This is a genomic window from Tardibacter chloracetimidivorans, from assembly GCF_001890385.1.
Lineage (GTDB): Bacteria > Pseudomonadota > Alphaproteobacteria > Sphingomonadales > Sphingomonadaceae > Tardibacter > Tardibacter chloracetimidivorans.
In genome coordinates, this window is record NZ_CP018221.1 from 2548660 (window position 1) to 2563513 (window position 14854).

Consider the following 14854-nt stretch of genomic DNA (forward strand, 5'->3'; position numbering starts at 1 on the left):
TCCGGATTTCAGGACCCTGACAAAAGAGACGATCAAAGTGGCGAGAGGGATCCAGTCGGGCATGGAGTGCGGGCCGGAGAGACAGGCATGCGCGATGAACCCAAGGCTTAGCGGCGGGGTATCCTGTATCCGGATCGATCATAGCTCGACCGCAGTCATAGGGGCGAGCAAGGTCCAAACGACGCCCGAGACGGGAAATTCCAGCTCGGCACGACCGCGCAAGCTGCGGCTCGCGGCCGTGCATATCAGCCGCGACCCAAAGCCCCGCCGCTCGGGCCTGACGACTGGCGGGCCGCCACGTTCGGCCCATCGCATCCAAAGCTCGGCCTCGGTGCCCGATCCCAGCACTTTCCACGTCAGCTCGATCGTGCCTGTTTCGTTGGACAGCGCACCATATTTGATCGCGTTCGTTGCCAGCTCGTGAAAGGCGAGGGTCAACGTCATCGCCGCCTTGGGGCCGATCGTGACCGTGGGGCCGTCGAGGCGGAGCCGCTCCGCGTAGAGGGTGAAGTGGCCCAGCGCATTTTCCGCCAGCGCGGGCAGGGGCGCCGCCTGCCAGTTGTGGGATAGAAGCTGCTCGGTCGCGTTGCCCAGCGCCGCCAATCGCTCGTCAATGGTCGATCGGGCGTCTTCGATCGAATCGGCCGCCTGCAAGCTCTGGCTGACAAGGGAACGAACGACAGTGAGAATGTTCCTGAACCGATGCTCAAGCTCACGAATCCGGGTTTCAGTATCGACCATAACTCTACGTGCCCCCTACCCGGCTACTTAGAGCAATCGGGAGCCCAGGACGAACATTTTGCACGTTCGCGTGGAGCACAGAGCCAGACGGCGCGTTGCTGCGCTGATCGGTGGAACGGCTGCGTAAATGCTTGGTGCGGCATGACTAAACAAGACGGGATCAGCGGCCTTCGCGTGCTGGTTGTCGAAGATGATTATTGGGTCGCGGCTACGCTGGTTGAGATAATATCTGAAGCCGGCGCGGAAATCGTCGGCCCTGTCGATTGCGTGCGGGATGCCCTCGCGGCGCTGGACTCGTCGCCTCATGTCGCCAGCCTCGATGTGCAACTTGGCTCCGAAACCTCGTTCCCGATCGCGGACGAACTGGACCGTCGCGGCGTGCCCTTCATCTTCGCCACGGGTGCGGCCAGCATGATCCCGGCTGCCCACGCCTCACGCCCGACCTGCCACAAGCCCGCTTCGCGCGAGCTGCTGATCGGTGCGCTTTCTCGCGCGCTCAACCCTGCCTAACAGGGTTGCGTCACTGACGCGATGCAAGAGGCTCAAAAGGAAACGCCTCCTCGTCGTCCAGCAGCTCGCCGGGTTGCATCGGGCCGGCTCCGGTCGCGGCGTCGATCGCGGCTTGCAAATGGACCGCGGTGGCCGTCGCGCCTCGACCTCTCCGATCCAGTTGGGCCAACGCCATCTTCATAAGCGAGAGGGCCGTGTCGTCGTTCGTCATAGACATGCCTCGATGGGAACCCGGGGCCTTGACGGAACAGGGGTGCCCCGGTCTCGATCGGTCATTGCGCGGCCGATCTCCACGGCGTTCTTCCCAGCGCGCTTGACCGCGTACATGAGCTGATCGACCGCATGCATCAACGAGGGTTCGTCACGCGGGGTATCGGGCGAGATGAGCAGCGCGCCCATGCTGCACGTCACCGGATGAGGCGTGCCGGCCAGAACCGATGACAGGCGCTTGTGGAGCAAGCGGGCGAAATACACCCCTTCCTCGGCCGAATGGACGGGAAGCAAAAAGGCGAACTCGTCGCCGCCGATCCGGCCGAAATCGTCCTCGCGCCGGATGGTCTTCCGTGCGCCCTGCGCGAAGGCGCGCAGCACCTCGTCGCCGGCAACATGGCCGTGGCGGTTATTGATGCCCTTGAAATCGTCGAGATCGAGGATCGCGAGCAGGAAGGATTGCCGGGCAGGCACCGCTAGATCGAGACGATGGATCAGGCGTTCGCGGAACGTCTCCTTGTTGAGCGCATCGGTCATGCGGTCGCGCGCCGCCAGGTGGTGCTCCCGATCAAAGGACCGGCGGAAGCTGAGAACGATGGCGGCGACGAAACCATAGGTGACGGCGCGCACGGCCATCCTTGCCCCGAGCAGGGCGGGGGAGAGCCCTGGAAGTTCGGCGAGATGCGGCACGACGGCGAGGACCGCCGCGACGATCGCCACCAAATAGCCGGCGCGGCCTCCCAGCGCCCAGCAGGCGGCGCAGACGATCGGGATATAGAGCGGCGCGAGACCAATCCGGGGAAAATGCGCGTTCGCCAGCGCCAGCGCCGTGACGCTGAGGAGGATCGCGAACCAGGCGCGTTCGCGCGGCAGGGAATGACGACGATCGGCGAGGCGGCCGACAGGCAGATGACTACTCACGCATGTCCTACTCGGTCAAAGGGTTCTCCAAGCTCATTCCCGCCCCAACTGTTCCTGTTCAGCCGGCGGCACGCCCCATTTCGGAGACGTGCCGGCCACTGAACCAGGTGTTGGAAACCTGAAACACGTCAGGCGCGGACGCCTTTGGCCGGGTGGCTTGGACATGCGCGCCCGCCACCCGGTCGATGAAGCTCGACCGGCTCGTGTTTCAGGAGGTTTCCACGCCTCCACCCGCGTCTCCGCAGGTGCGCGCACGCTACCGGCAAACTGTTAAGAAAAGCAATAAGCTGACAGGCACACCGGGGATCAGCCGATCTTGACGCCCCGCCAGTCCCGTTTTTTCCGCAGGTGGATGGGCCGCTTGGCCGCTGGTGGGTGCATATCGCGATCGGTCCTGTCGGCCAGCAGCGGCGTCGATCGCTCCTCGATGAGGGCGCGCAGCCGAGTCCGCCCGCGTGCGATGCGGCTCTTGAATGTGCCTGGGGCAATGCCGAGCTGCGCCGCGCCATCCTCGATGGACACGCCCTGGCTCGCCAGCAGCACCGCCTCGCGTTGGTGGGGCGGAAGCTCGCTGAGCGCCCAATCCGTATCCCGCAGCCAGACGGCGAGGCTCTGGGTCTCGTCCACCCGTAGCATGCGGTCGCGCGCCTCTTCGGGCAGGTCGGCATGAAAGCGGGCGCGGCGGCGACCGGTGAGAAAGCTGTTCTTCATCACGGTCCGCGCCCAGGCGGCGAGGCTTGTTCCCGCCGCGAAGCTGGCGCGCGCGGTCCAGCACCGGAGCATGGTGTCCTGCAGAAGGTCGTCGGCATCGGCGCCGCCTCCAGTCAGTCGCCGCGCATAGGCGCTTAGCGCCGCCGCCTGCTCGATCAGCGCTGCTCCGAACGCATCATCGGGCATGGCGATCGGCAAGGGAACACGGGCAGGCACATCGGGCGGCATCTCATTCTCCGGGCAGGGCTCTCCTGCCCTCAAGATATAGGGGGTGCGAGCCGCCGATGTTGCCAGCCAGACCGCTTCAAGGCCCGCTTCGTCCCGTCTCGGTCGATCGGGGCTGCGCGCGTGCTATGGGGCTTCCATATCGCAATCGGAGAGAGACGATGGAGCGCCTGTTTCCGCGCGCCTTGATAGCGTGCATTCGTGAGGCTCGGCCGCCGACGCCGCAGGAGCTTGCATCGATGGCCGAGAAAATCTGGCGCGAGGCTTTTCCAGAGCGTCCATTTCGACACGCGCGCGCCATGACCATCGCCGCCGTAGCGCTCACAGGCGAACGCCAGACGTGCAAGGGACCGCCGGCATCCTGTCCCGCTGAACCATTTCCAGCTAGAATGCGGAGCGCTACGGTTGGCCGATGGTCGCCAGGGCTGGGGTCCGGTGAGAGGATGGACAAAAACGTACGCTCTCATGACTGCCGTCCGAGACGCTGGCCGAGTTTACTCCTTCGCTGGCCGCTAGACCAGCGGTCGCATTGACCTTGGCGGGTGTGCCGCGGGCGCCTGATCGACGACGATTGATCACGCTCTCATCCGCGGGTTGGTTACCGCACTACCCGTATCCGTCGCTGGGCCTATCCTCCGTCTAAGTTCGGGCGTCGGACGAACCTGCCCCACCGTACACCGTGGATTGCCCATCACAGTCGGGTGCCCGCGGCACGCCGGCCAAGGCTATGCAGGTGGTGTGCTGGCGCCTCCTCTCACTGCTGTTTGGAAGATCAAGCGGCGACCGCCGGTGGTACGCGTCGGGCGATGTCCCAAGCATAGCCGACCAGTTCACGCGCAATCGCGGTGGTCACCTTGGGCTGGGGCTTGCCTGCGGCCGCGAGGCGACGGTAGCGCTGGCAGAGACGAACCTGCGCCTTCCATCCAATCGCCTGGATCTCTTCGGGTAAGTCGATGACGCGCTCACGATAGCGGCGTTCCTCGCGAGCGGGCAGTCGATACGACCAGCCAGCCTCGATCAGCATGGTGCGTGCCTGCGCGTTACCCGCGCGCGTGATCCGACCACGCTTGGTCCGGGCACCGCTGGAATGCTCGGACGGCACCAAGCCGACATAGGCCATCAACTGCTTGGGATTGTCGAAGCGGGTCAGATCACCGACCTCGGCGACCAGCGTCGCGGCGCTGACCAGCCTGATGCCGCGCAGGACCTGAAGATTGCGGACCAGCGGCGCGAAACGCCATGCATCCACCGCTTCGCCCAGCGCCGCCTCGAGCCGTCCAACCCGCGCCTGCGCCTCCAGGACCCGCTTCTGCATCTCCTCGAACGCCAGCTGCTGATGGGGGAAGTCGAACCGCTGTTCGGACAACCACCGCCAATACATCTTCGTCCAGGCCGCCTTGCCGCCGAAACGACGATCGTGCCGCAGCAGGAAGCTACGCACGGTCTGTTTGGCCCCGGTGGCATCTTCCTGTGCGCTGCGTCGGGCGCGGATCAGATCACGCACCGCCTCGTGCGCCTCGTCCGGAACCCAGATCGCGGTAAGCTCGCCGGCACGCAACAGTCGGGCCAGGGTCATTGCGTCACGCCGGTCGGTCTTCACATGATCACCTGGCCGTCGTGGCATCATCGAGGGAGCGATGACGATACAAGCCTGCCCCAGTTTCGTCAGCAGCCGGTGCAGGCCATAGCCGCAAGGACCAGCCTCGTAGCAGACGCTCAACCTCACGCCCGGCGCCGTCAGCCGCTTGACCAGCTTTCTGACCGCATCGTCCTCGTTGGCAACCGTACCGACGAAACGCACCTCGCCTCCGCGCTCTTCATCGGCAACTGCGACCGCGATGGTTTCCTTGTGCACGTCCAGACCGACGTATTTTACTGTCTCCGTCATGACTCGCCTCCAGTGCTGACAAATCCATCGTCAGCATCTCAGATTTGAGCCCTCGAGGCTCCGGCAGTCATGGGGTCTAAGGCTGGCGCCATGTTGGTTGGATGCGCAAGGGTCTGAACCGATCACGGGGTTTGTCGATTTCGCTCCAGAGATAGTCGCCGGTGAGGCCAATATGCTCCCAGCCCAGGGGGGGCGACATGGGTAACCAACTCGTCTGGCACCTCGATGCCGTTATTACGCAGATGACGAATGGCGCGATCGAGATAGACGGTGTTCCATAACGTCACGGCTGCGGTAGCGAGGGTCAGGCCGGATGCCCGATGTCGCTGGTTCTCAAAGGTGCGGTCGCGCAGCTCGCCGAGACGGTTGAAGAAAATCGCGCGGGCGAGCGCGTTGCGTGCCTCGCCCTTGTTGAGAATGCTGCCGGTGCGGCGGCGCTGTTCGGGATCATCGAACCAGTCGAGCATGAACAGGGTGCGCTCGATCCGCCCGATCTCCCGCAAGGCGCGCGCGACGGGGTTCTGGCGCGGATAGCCGGAGAGCTTGCGCAGCATGGCCGAGGCGCTGACAGTGCCAGCGCGGATTGAAGCTGCGAGACGCAAGGTTTCGTCCCAATTCTCTTCGATGGCGCGAACATTGATCGGACCGGCGACAAGTGCGCGAAGGGTCGGCCAGGGGTCGAGCGGTGATAGGCCGTAAAGGCGGCGCTCGTTGAGATCGCGGATACGCGGGGCGAAGCGGAAACCGAGCAGATGGCGAAGCCCGAACACATGATCGACGGCGCCGGCGGTGTCCGTCGCGTGCTCCCGGATCACCAGTTCGCTTTCATGATCCAGCAAGCCATCGAGAACGTGGGCGGCCTCTCCGGCATTGGCGGCGATGACCTTGGTGTGGAACGGCGTGAATCGGTCGGTCACATGGGTGTAGAACAGCACGCCGGGTTCCGAACCGTAGCGGGCATTATGATCGGCCCGCGCTTCCCCGCGCCCGCCTGCCCGGAAGAACTGTCCATCAGACGACGATGTATCGCCTGGCCCCCATACGCTCGCCAACGGATGCGCGGTGTGGCAATCGACGATCGCCGCCAGCGCCGAGAGATAGGTTTCGTCGCGCACATGCCATTCCGCCGTCCAGCGCAGGCGCGCCAGGGTCAGCCCGCGTGAGCTTTCCGCCATGCGGCCCAGCCCAAGATTGGTTGCATCGGCCAAGATCGCCGCCATCAGCGCGGATTGATCTGAGGCCGGCGCTCCGCTTCGGACATGGACGAAGTGATCGGAGAAGCCGGACCAAGCCGCCACCTCGACCAGCAGATCGGTGATCCGCACGCGCGGCAGCATCGCGTAGAGTCTGGCCTTCAATGTCTCGGCATCGTCGGATACGATGCGGCGGAAGGGAGAAATCAGCAGTTGCCCGCGCTCAATGGTGACATCGGTCAACTCATCTGCCTCCGCCGCCCGCTCGACCTCGCTCATGCGCTTGGTCAGCAGTGTCCGCCGTTCGTCGATCCATGCCGTAAAGTCGGGCACCACGGCCAGATTGAGAGTGTTGTCCGCGCGCATGTTCTCGAACGCTGGCACGGGCAGGAGATAGTCGTCGAGCGTCCGGTAGGCCCGGCTGCCGTCCACCCAGATACTGCCTGAGCCGATGCGCTCGCGCAGATGGACGATCACCGCTATCTCATAGGCCCGCCGGTCGATCGTTCCTCCCTCCGACTGCACGACCTTGCGCCAGCGCGGCTTGATGAAGCTCGTCGGAACCTGCTTCGGGAGGACCGAACGGCCATCACGATACATTTTCTTCAGCGTCTCGACGGCCGAGAGCAGCGGGTCGCCTGCACGCGACGCGCGAAAGGTGAACGCGGCGAGGAAGGTCGGCGCGAACTTGCGGGCAGCGGGGGTAGCGCTCCACCACTTCCTCAAGGCCGTCGTCGCCTGCCCGGGTGAGATCCTCCGCGCAGCGGACGCTGCGCACGAGTTCATCCCACCCCATACGATCCTCGATCGCCGCGAAGGCATCGCCCCCATCGGCATAGGCGTTGAGCAGTAGGCGGCCGAGTTGAACGTGAACGCGCGCGGTGTCCTTTAGCAGCTTTGCCTGCCCCAGTAATCGATCCGATCGGGTGCGATCGGCGCGGCGGAACAGCGATCCCACCATCTTTTCGACCATGACAAGTGCGGCGTCGGTCAACGCTGCTTCCATTTCGATGGCGAATGCCGTGAGCATCGCAAGGCGTCGAGACCGTTCGAGACGGCGAAGGTGCTGGGCGGTGACGACGCCGGCGGTTCGCGCGATCACGGCATAGCGTGCGGCATGGATGCGGCGGGCGCGGTCCGCCGTGATCCCGATGGCCCTCACCGTGTCAAGCCTAGCGACAAGGGCTTTCAGGTTCGATGCCGAGGGAGATTCCGACCAGTCGCGTATCCAGCCAAGCGGGGTGCGGCCGTGATCGTCAGAGGTGACAAGCTGCTCCAATGCAGCTTCTTGTTCGGCCGAACAGTCGCGGATCAGACCGATATTGGCGGCTTTGCGCGCTTGCGTTCGGGCGATGAGAGCGAGACGTTCGAGTGTCGATGCAGCAGGCGGACAATGCCAGCGCATCGCGATAACGGTTTACTGAAGTGAATTTCGGGTTGTAGCTGATCTTTACCAGAGGTGCGCAGTTTTTACCCTGTTGGTTCCAGGGGGGGCGCGACGACCCAAGATATCCGGCGCGGCGGTCGCATTGCTTGCCAAGCACCCGTTCTTCAAAGCCGAAGGGTTGGAGATCCTTGCCGTGCTTCATTGCCAGCCGGCGCCCGCTGTTTTCGTATGCGCCCTCCTATTCAAATCATACCGGCCTCACCTATTTCTGCGAGTGATGGTCGCCGGCGCGGAAGTGCCTGATCAGGGCTCCCGTGTCGGCCTCCGCTGTTGAACTGGGAGAGATCATATGACCGCAATGTCTTTTGCCTCCCCCTTCTCCACGGGGAGCGCTTATGCTCGGGGTTCTGCGCTGCTGAGGCGGAACTGGGGTTGGATTGTGTTCCGTGGTGCCCTGGCCCTATTGCTGGGCGTAGTCACTATCCTGTTTCCGCTGAATGCTCTGTTCGCTTTCACCCTCGTGTTTGCCGCTTATGCCGGCGCAGACGGCATCCTGTCGCTGATCGCGGGTGTACGGGGGGCGACGAAGAAGGAGGATCGCTGGTGGGCGATGGTCCTGCGCGGCGTGATCGGCATCGCGGCCGCGGTGGCCGTTGCGCTGATGCCCGAGCTCGCAACCCTAAGCTATGCGCTGGTCACGCTGGGCGTGCTGATCGCCTGGGCGTTCCTTACCGGTGCTTTTGAGATCGCCGCCGCTATCCGGCTGCGCAAGGAGATCAAGGGCGAATGGCTGCTCGGGATCTCTGGCGCGCTGTCGATCCTGCTGGGTGTGTGGGTGTGGGCCATGCTGTGGCTCTACCCGATCGCTAGCATCCTCTCGGTGGCGTGGGTGATTGCGGCCTGGGCCTTCTTCGCCGGCTTTACGCTGATCAGCCTCGGCATCCGCCTGAAGCGACTTCAGGCTGTTGAGAATGGTCTTGAAAGCCGTTCTGACGAAACCAAATAAACTCCTGCCGGGTGCCGACAGGACCCGGCATGGAGAGTGCGTCCGCTCTCTCGGACGCTCTTCATACACTCGTTGCTCAAAGGAGGACTTGTTTATGAGGACCAACTATGACTTCACCCCGCTCCGGCGTTCGACTGTCGGGTTCGACCGGCTGTTCGACCTGCTCGAGAACGGTCTGACTTCGCAGGTTACCGACAACTATCCGCCGTTCGATCTCGTGAGCGAAGGTGAGGACCGCTACCGCATCAACATGGCGGTGGCCGGCTTCCGCCCCGGCGAGATCGAAGTGACCGCACAGCAGAATCTGCTCGTGGTCTCTGGTCGCAAGCAGGAAAGCGAGGAAAGCCGCTACATCCACCGCGGCATCGCCGCGCGTGACTTCGAGCGCCGCTTCGGCCTGGCGGATTATGTTCAGGTGAAGAATGCGGAGCTCAAGGATGGCATGCTCTCGATCGAGCTGGTGCGCGAGATCCCCGAGGCGATGAAGCCGCGGAAGATCAGCATCGGCGCGGCTGGTGAAAATGCCCGCCGGATCGAGGACTCGTCCGCGAACAATAACGAGAAGGCCAACGACGGCGCCAAGCAGCGCGAAGCTGCCTGATGCCGAACCGGGCTCGCCGCGCCGTTCGGGGCGGCGAGCCCTCTTCGCCAGCAACCAAGGAGACGAATCATGTCGATGCGTGATTTGATTCCGTGGCGCCGGCAGGAGAACCCGGCGCCCGCGCTCTTCCGCGACGAAGAGCGCAGCCCCTATGTCCAGCTCCGCCGAGAGATGGATCGCCTGTTCGAGGACTTTTTCCGGGCACCGCTCGTGGGCGGCATCGGCCTCTCCAGCAATGTGCAGAGCTGGCCGTATCTGGAGGTTAAGGAGACCGATGATCAGGTGATCGTCACCGCCGAGCTTCCCGGCCTGACCGAGAAGGATGTGGACGTCACCGTGGACGATGGCGTGCTGACGCTTCGGGGCAAGAAGAAGTCCGAGCACCAGGACAAGGATCGCGGCTGGTCCGAACGCTACTATGGCCGTTTCGAACGCTCGATCGTGCTGCCCGACGGCGCCGACGAGGAGAACTGCCAGGGCGTGCTACGCGATGGCGTGCTGACGGTGCGAATGCCCAAGTCGCAGCGGACGACGCGCGGTCGCAGGATACCGCTCGGCGACGGCGCGACGCAGCACTGATCGATACCGCGCGCCGGCGCCGCCGGTGCGCGGATTTCGAAACACACGCTCGCTACGCCGGCTGGTGGAGGACGAAGCAGAGGGAACAGTCATGGTTCGATCCCACCGGCAATCCAGGGGCATCTGGGCAGCATGGGCTTTGGTGCTCACGTTCGTTGGCGCAACCCTTGGCGGCGCGGCCGTCGAGATGCTGACGAGCACCGCCCCGGCTGAAGCGACCGGGCAACGGGCGATATCGAGCGATGCCGTTCCCCTCAACCGATTGACGCTGGCGCCGCTGGTGGAGCGGGTCGCGCCTGCGGTGGTCAACATCGCCGTGCTGCAGAGTTCGCCCTATGCGCAGAACCCTCTGCTCCGGGATCCCTATTACCGCCTCTTTCTTGGTGTTCCTGACGAAGCCCTCGCGCCGCGCATATCGGCCGGATCGGGGTTTGTGGTTGACGCCGAACGCGGGCTGGTGGTGACCAACCAGCATGTCGTCTCACATGCGCGCGCAATCGCTGTCGGCATCGGCGATCGACAGGTCGAGGCGGAACTGCTCGGGAGCGATCCACTGACCGACATCGCCGTCCTGAGAATCCCCGCAAGAGGGCTGAAGGCCCTGCCGCTCGGCGAGTCAGCGAAGGCCCATGTCGGCGACTATGTCGTGGCGATCGGCAACCCCTTCGAGGTGGGCCAGACCGTCACCGCCGGCATCATCAGCGCGGTACGGGCGCCGTCCGCGGGGGGGCCGCCCTATGTTCAGACCGATGCCCCGATCAATCCAGGGAACTCGGGGGGGCCGCTGATCAACATGCGCGGCGAGGTCATCGGCATCAACAGCGCAATCATCGGCCCCAGCGGCGGAAATGTCGGCATCGGGCTCGCTGTGCCTTCCGACGTTGCGCGGAGAGTTGTCGAACGGATCGCGGGCACGAGGCTGGCTGCTGCCGCCGATAGCTGACTTCCCGCTCTGTTCTTCCCCGCTCCAAAATCCATCGTCAGCGGCGCCACGCCGCTCCGACGCTATTTTAGCAAGGCCGCGGCCACGTCCCCGTACCGAAGCGGGTGAACGCCGTCGCGGGAGCGGAAGCGGCCGAGATCCAGGGTCTCGTCACCAAAGCGAGCAGCGACGGAGCTGACGGTGTAGGCTTGTGGGCGGGCGTATGGCAGCAGCCAGATCACACGGTTGAAGCAGAACTGCGCACGTATCTCAGCGAGGCGGGCGGCGAGAGCCGGTCCGGCCATGTCATTGGAGCCCATCGAGAAGATGCAGGTATTGTAGCGCTTTCCCGGTCTTCGCCAGGAAAGGACCTGGGCGGCCGTGGCCCGCTCTGCGGCCTGAACGTCACAATGGCGTTCGTAGCGCGCGTTTATCGCCTGCGCGGTGCCGACGCCCGTGCTGTCCCCAAGAATCAGACACTCGAACATCAAAGCTTCCCTCGGCCTCCGGTCGGCGGAAGGCATGCTTAGCGAGCAAATCCGTCTAGCCCGATGCGCAGTTTGCTGGGCATGGTCGCGGTCCATCGCCACGTGGTCGATGTTGGCCCGACTGCCGCGGGTCGGGCCAACGCGTCAGTAGCAGCGCCACACGCGGAGATGCGGCGCTTCCCAGCGCCACCCGCAATGCCGGTACCACCGGCCGTGCCAGCGATACCAACCATGACGAGGGCCTGGTTCAGCTATCCACACTGGGCCGCGCCATCCTGGCGCCCAGCGATGATGGCCGGTCCAATGATGCCAGCCCGGCCCCCACGCCGGCGGCGGCGCCCAGACCTGAGCCGCGGCGGGGGTAAGGGACATGCCGAAGAGCGCCAGCAGACCGACGATTGCCGACGTCAGCACCTTCATCGCGCGCGAAGGCCAGCGACGCACCTCCGATCGAGAGGGTGGCGTCTGGCTCTCCAGATGGCGGAGCGAGTTGTCGTGGGAGCTATCGGCAGCAACGCGCCGGCGCCCGCGGATCAGATCGCGAATAATCGTCCTCATATCCAAATCCTCTACATGAGCAATTCGGGCATGAGATGCGCCGGAGAGAGAGCCGGCGCCCTCTAGTCCCAGCCGAACCCGCTATGGCGTTCGGCGTCAGTCGAGCTAGTATTCTTCCGCGCCCCGTCAAGGGTCGGAGGCCAGACTTTGGCGGCCAGCAACGATTGTAGGAACCGAGACGAGGGCAGACACTTACCTGGATGGCGGTGCGAGTAGGTACGGTCGAAATGGCGCAGCTAACGCAACTCGAACTGGCGAACTGGGCAGCCCTCTATGCTGCTACGGCGATGTGCTGTGCGATCGCCCTCGCATTGTCGATTGTCGGCGCTGGAGTGCAGGTCTGCCGCGAACGCGCCTGGGAAGAAGTTCGGAGCGTTCGACAAGCAATCCTCTTCGTGCCCAAGCTCTGGTGGCTGTGGCAACGGCTCTACTTTCGCTCGACGCCGGTTATCATCGCCATTGTGGGCGGGTTCGCGATGACGCTTCGCTGGAGCTGAGAAGCACGGGGCTCAACTCACAGGTCCAGGGCGGCGGCAACCTTTCGCGCTACCCGGCCCAGCTCGAGGTCGCCGGAACTGAGGCAGAGCAGCGGAGCGATCTCGCGCATGCGGGAATGCCCGCTGGTGCTCGATCCGTCATGCTCGTCGTCACCGTGGTCGATGGCGTCGATCGCCAGACGCTTGATCTCCCCGGTGATCCGCGAGCGCGCCTCGATCAGGAAGTCCGGTCGCGCAGGGCCGAGCGGCGTCAGAATATCGAACACGGGCTTTTCGATCGCGGCATCGATGCCATGCCGGTGAAGGTTGCGCTGGATCGACAGCAATTCGCGCAGCAGGCTGCGCTCGAACTCGGACTCGACCGGGATGAAGCGCTGCCCCGAGTAGATCGGCTGCGCGTAGGCGCGAAGCGGAGCATAGCCACGCGCCTCGGGATATTGACCAGCGACGACGATCACGAGGAAGGGGCCACGGACCAGGTTGCCCCGCACCGACGGGGATTGCACCCGATTGGCGACGCGCACTGGCCGGTTGTCGGCGGTCTCGATGACATGGCCGGTGATCTGATGCGAGAAGAGCGCGAAGAACGCCTGCGGCGCGTGGCCGGGAGGCCAGTCTCCGGAGAGACGCCTCAGAACCGCATAGGCGCGCCGGCTGTGCAGGGCATCGGCGTGGGTCCAGAAGGCGCGGCTGAGCTCGACGCCGGGCGCGATCTCGATCCTGCTGCTCGCCTTCACTAGAGCATCGAACTCCCGCTTGATCGAAGGCTCCTCCGCGCCATCCGACAAGGGAAAAGCCCGGGTCGTCCCTGCAACGTCGAGGAGGCGCCATAGCAGCCGGGCCAGCCTAGGCACCGAGGCGTGGCGCGTGCGATCGTCGCTGGCGTCGCTCTCGGGCTGTTGCGCGAGCTTGCTGGGGGCAGGCCGCAGGACCTCGAAGAAGCCCTCGGGAGGCGCCGCCGGCGTTTCGCGCGATCGGACCTCCGAGATGCGATGGGTGACCTGATCCCGGAAGAAGGGGCAGTCGGCGCGGTGGTCGGGTCGCTTCGCGCTGGTCAGCCGGCGGAGATAATAGGTCTCCGCCTCCGACAGGAAGGCGGGCGTAAGTATCGGCGGCGGATCGTCCGCGGCCAGGCAATCACAGGCGATCCACTTGGCGCCGATGCGGGCGTTCTGGACGAGCGTGATTCCTGCCTCTTCATCGCCAGGCGATCCCTGGCCGATGTACCAACGCACCAGCGCCTCGCGGAGCGGAGCGGGCAGCGCGATCCGGGGGCCGCCGCCATCCGTGTCTCGGTCAATCAGCCACATGATCCAGTTTCGGGCGATCCAATGCAGCCATAGTTTGCCCGCTCCGGGGAATTGACAACTACAAATCGCCTGATCTCAACTTCCTGAACTAGGGGTCAGGGAGGTTTGATATGCGTGCGTTGTTGCTCGCGAGCACACTTTTCATCGTTGATAGCGGGGCCGCGCTCGCGGCGACCCAACGCGCCGCTTCGCCGGTGCGCAGCGTCCAGCTGATCAGCATGACGGGGCGGTCGGACGTCGCCGCCGACGGTAAGGATGGGACGGCCGAGCCCAGCATGGAGGGTCCGGCCGAGGCCGTCATAGCGGATGTGGAGGGTTTCCGGGTCCACGATCTGAGCCGTCGCTGGGTCGAGTATCAGATGGGTGAAAGACTCGCGGCAGAGGCCGGCGCAACGACGGCGGTCGCGGAGGAGGACCCCTTTGCCCCGGTCGGTGTTGCCCAGCTCGGCGCCCCGGCCAGTCAGACGGCGGCATTTGCTCCATTTTCCGCGATCGCCGTGCCGGCATGGATGCGCGGCGGCCCGGTTTTCGCTGCGGCTGCCACGACCTTCGTCCCCGGATGCTCGCCGACGGGTTACCGGCGAAGCGGCTTCCTGCCCGCCGATGCCGAAGTCCGCCGCCAGACATATTTCTCGATGATGAGCAACGTCGCCTGCGAATACGGGATTCCAGTCGGGCTGTTCGATGCGATGATCATTCGGGAGAGCCGCTACAACGCCTCCGCGGTGTCCCCGAAAAGCGCATTTGGCCTCACGCAGCTGATGCCTGGGACGGCCGCCGGTCTTGGCGTGAACCGCTACGACGTGGAGCAGAATCTTCGTGGCGGAGCGCGGTATCTGCGTCAGCAGCTCGACCGGTTCGGTGCCTATCACCTCGCCTTGGCGGCCTACAATGCCGGGCCCGGGCGCGTCAGGAACGGGAGTGTGCCGCGGATCGTCGAGACCCAGGATTATGTCTCGAACGTCCTGCTCAACTGGTCTCGGCTCAGCGGCATTTCGAGAGTTGCGACCATCCAGACGAGTGCATCGCCGGCACCGCGCCGTGAACCATTCGTTCGCGCCGCCACGGTGTCGAGCTTCTGAGAAGTCGTGCCGATCGCACGGGTGC

At 64.7% G+C, this 14854-nt stretch carries 15 protein-coding genes and 1 pseudogene; 7 read left to right on the top strand and 9 right to left on the bottom strand.

The genetic code is table 11. The features are described 5' to 3' along the window. Nucleotides 1–138: 138 nt before the first annotated feature. Nucleotides 139–741: a sensor histidine kinase gene (locus BSL82_RS13165; protein ID WP_066684958.1), complete on the bottom strand. Its 603-nt coding sequence runs from the start codon at nucleotides 739–741 to the stop codon at nucleotides 139–141. Between the two features lie 141 nt (nucleotides 742–882). On the opposite strand from BSL82_RS13165, the gene BSL82_RS13170 reads away from it, so the two are divergent. Continuing rightward, nucleotides 883–1251: a response regulator gene (locus tag BSL82_RS13170; protein WP_066550604.1), complete on the top strand. Its 369-nt coding sequence runs from the start codon at nucleotides 883–885 to the stop codon at nucleotides 1249–1251. 10 nt (nucleotides 1252–1261) lie between these two features. Here BSL82_RS13170 and BSL82_RS13175 read toward each other — a convergent pair whose 3' ends face one another. The 5 genes and pseudogenes from BSL82_RS13175 to BSL82_RS13195 all read right to left on the bottom strand — a co-directional run bounded on the left by BSL82_RS13175 (nucleotide 1262) and on the right by BSL82_RS13195 (nucleotide 7236). After that, entirely contained in the window at nucleotides 1262–1462 is a 201-nt protein-coding gene (locus BSL82_RS13175; RefSeq protein ID WP_066550605.1) for a hypothetical protein, read from the bottom strand. Beyond that, complete coding sequence (locus BSL82_RS13180; protein ID WP_066550607.1) at nucleotides 1459–2382, bottom strand: GGDEF domain-containing protein; 924 nt, start codon at nucleotides 2380–2382, stop codon at nucleotides 1459–1461. The genes BSL82_RS13175 and BSL82_RS13180 overlap by 4 nt, the downstream gene beginning before the upstream one ends. A 306-nt stretch (nucleotides 2383–2688) precedes the next feature. After that, complete coding sequence (locus tag BSL82_RS13185; protein ID WP_066550609.1) at nucleotides 2689–3321, bottom strand: RNA polymerase sigma factor; 633 nt, start codon at nucleotides 3319–3321, stop codon at nucleotides 2689–2691. A gap of 769 nt (nucleotides 3322–4090) precedes the next feature. Continuing rightward, nucleotides 4091–5206, bottom strand: a complete 1116-nt coding sequence (locus tag BSL82_RS13190) for an IS110 family RNA-guided transposase (protein WP_030092861.1) — start codon at nucleotides 5204–5206, stop codon at nucleotides 4091–4093. A 76-nt stretch (nucleotides 5207–5282) separates the two neighbouring features. Continuing rightward, nucleotides 5283–7236, bottom strand: a pseudogene (locus BSL82_RS13195) (Tn3 family transposase). A gap of 899 nt (nucleotides 7237–8135) precedes the next feature. On the opposite strand from BSL82_RS13195, the gene BSL82_RS13200 reads away from it, so the two are divergent. The 4 genes from BSL82_RS13200 to BSL82_RS13215 all read left to right on the top strand — a co-directional run bounded on the left by BSL82_RS13200 (nucleotide 8136) and on the right by BSL82_RS13215 (nucleotide 10915). Next, a complete protein-coding gene (locus BSL82_RS13200; protein ID WP_174609209.1) occupies nucleotides 8136–8792 on the top strand; it encodes an HdeD family acid-resistance protein in 657 nt (218 codons plus the stop codon). A gap of 94 nt (nucleotides 8793–8886) precedes the next feature. Continuing rightward, nucleotides 8887–9393 carry an Hsp20 family protein gene (locus BSL82_RS13205; RefSeq protein WP_066549639.1) on the top strand — a complete coding sequence of 169 codons (507 nt, stop codon included), beginning with the start codon at nucleotides 8887–8889 and terminating at the stop codon, nucleotides 9391–9393. A gap of 69 nt (nucleotides 9394–9462) precedes the next feature. After that, complete coding sequence (locus tag BSL82_RS13210; protein ID WP_066549638.1) at nucleotides 9463–9972, top strand: Hsp20/alpha crystallin family protein; 510 nt, start codon at nucleotides 9463–9465, stop codon at nucleotides 9970–9972. A 64-nt stretch (nucleotides 9973–10036) separates the two neighbouring features. Continuing rightward, a complete protein-coding gene (locus BSL82_RS13215; RefSeq protein WP_226998465.1) occupies nucleotides 10037–10915 on the top strand; it encodes a trypsin-like peptidase domain-containing protein in 879 nt (292 codons plus the stop codon). A gap of 62 nt (nucleotides 10916–10977) precedes the next feature. Here BSL82_RS13215 and BSL82_RS13220 read toward each other — a convergent pair whose 3' ends face one another. Beyond that, a complete protein-coding gene (locus BSL82_RS13220; RefSeq protein ID WP_066549656.1) occupies nucleotides 10978–11382 on the bottom strand; it encodes an SGNH/GDSL hydrolase family protein in 405 nt (134 codons plus the stop codon). A 144-nt stretch (nucleotides 11383–11526) separates the two neighbouring features. Continuing rightward, nucleotides 11527–11940 (bottom strand): hypothetical protein, encoded by a 414-nt coding sequence (locus tag BSL82_RS20550; RefSeq protein ID WP_125970947.1) that lies wholly within the window; start codon nucleotides 11938–11940, stop codon nucleotides 11527–11529. Nucleotides 11941–12140: 200 nt separating this feature from the next. Between BSL82_RS20550 and BSL82_RS13225 the strand changes: the two genes are divergently transcribed. After that, nucleotides 12141–12437: a hypothetical protein gene (locus tag BSL82_RS13225; protein ID WP_007406701.1), complete on the top strand. Its 297-nt coding sequence runs from the start codon at nucleotides 12141–12143 to the stop codon at nucleotides 12435–12437. A 17-nt stretch (nucleotides 12438–12454) separates the two neighbouring features. Here the strand turns inward: BSL82_RS13225 and BSL82_RS13230 are convergent, their stop codons facing one another. Then, nucleotides 12455–13747 (bottom strand): DUF8535 domain-containing protein, encoded by a 1293-nt coding sequence (locus BSL82_RS13230; RefSeq protein WP_066549637.1) that lies wholly within the window; start codon nucleotides 13745–13747, stop codon nucleotides 12455–12457. Nucleotides 13748–13857: 110 nt separating this feature from the next. On the opposite strand from BSL82_RS13230, the gene BSL82_RS13235 reads away from it, so the two are divergent. Beyond that, complete coding sequence (locus BSL82_RS13235) at nucleotides 13858–14829, top strand: lytic transglycosylase domain-containing protein (RefSeq protein WP_066549636.1); 972 nt, start codon at nucleotides 13858–13860, stop codon at nucleotides 14827–14829. Nucleotides 14830–14854 lie beyond the last annotated feature (25 nt).

What these genes read in the sequence shown, in the direction of transcription:
- BSL82_RS13165 (WP_066684958.1), bottom strand. Translation starts at nt 741, where the DNA reads ATGGTCGATACTGAAACCCGGATTCGTGAGCTTGAGCATCGGTTCAGG.
- BSL82_RS13170 (WP_066550604.1), top strand. Translation starts at nt 883, where the DNA reads ATGACTAAACAAGACGGGATCAGCGGCCTTCGCGTGCTGGTTGTCGAA.
- BSL82_RS13175 (WP_066550605.1), bottom strand. Translation starts at nt 1,462, where the DNA reads ATGACGAACGACGACACGGCCCTCTCGCTTATGAAGATGGCGTTGGCC.
- BSL82_RS13185 (WP_066550609.1), bottom strand. Translation starts at nt 3,321, where the DNA reads ATGCCGCCCGATGTGCCTGCCCGTGTTCCCTTGCCGATCGCCATGCCC.
- BSL82_RS13190 (WP_030092861.1), bottom strand. Translation starts at nt 5,206, where the DNA reads ATGACGGAGACAGTAAAATACGTCGGTCTGGACGTGCACAAGGAAACC.
- BSL82_RS13200 (WP_174609209.1), top strand. Translation starts at nt 8,136, where the DNA reads ATGACCGCAATGTCTTTTGCCTCCCCCTTCTCCACGGGGAGCGCTTAT.
- BSL82_RS13205 (WP_066549639.1), top strand. Translation starts at nt 8,887, where the DNA reads ATGAGGACCAACTATGACTTCACCCCGCTCCGGCGTTCGACTGTCGGG.
- BSL82_RS13210 (WP_066549638.1), top strand. Translation starts at nt 9,463, where the DNA reads ATGTCGATGCGTGATTTGATTCCGTGGCGCCGGCAGGAGAACCCGGCG.
- BSL82_RS13220 (WP_066549656.1), bottom strand. Translation starts at nt 11,382, where the DNA reads ATGTTCGAGTGTCTGATTCTTGGGGACAGCACGGGCGTCGGCACCGCG.
- BSL82_RS20550 (WP_125970947.1), bottom strand. Translation starts at nt 11,940, where the DNA reads ATGAGGACGATTATTCGCGATCTGATCCGCGGGCGCCGGCGCGTTGCT.
- BSL82_RS13225 (WP_007406701.1), top strand. Translation starts at nt 12,141, where the DNA reads ATGGCGGTGCGAGTAGGTACGGTCGAAATGGCGCAGCTAACGCAACTC.
- BSL82_RS13230 (WP_066549637.1), bottom strand. Translation starts at nt 13,747, where the DNA reads ATGTGGCTGATTGACCGAGACACGGATGGCGGCGGCCCCCGGATCGCG.
- BSL82_RS13235 (WP_066549636.1), top strand. Translation starts at nt 13,858, where the DNA reads ATGCGTGCGTTGTTGCTCGCGAGCACACTTTTCATCGTTGATAGCGGG.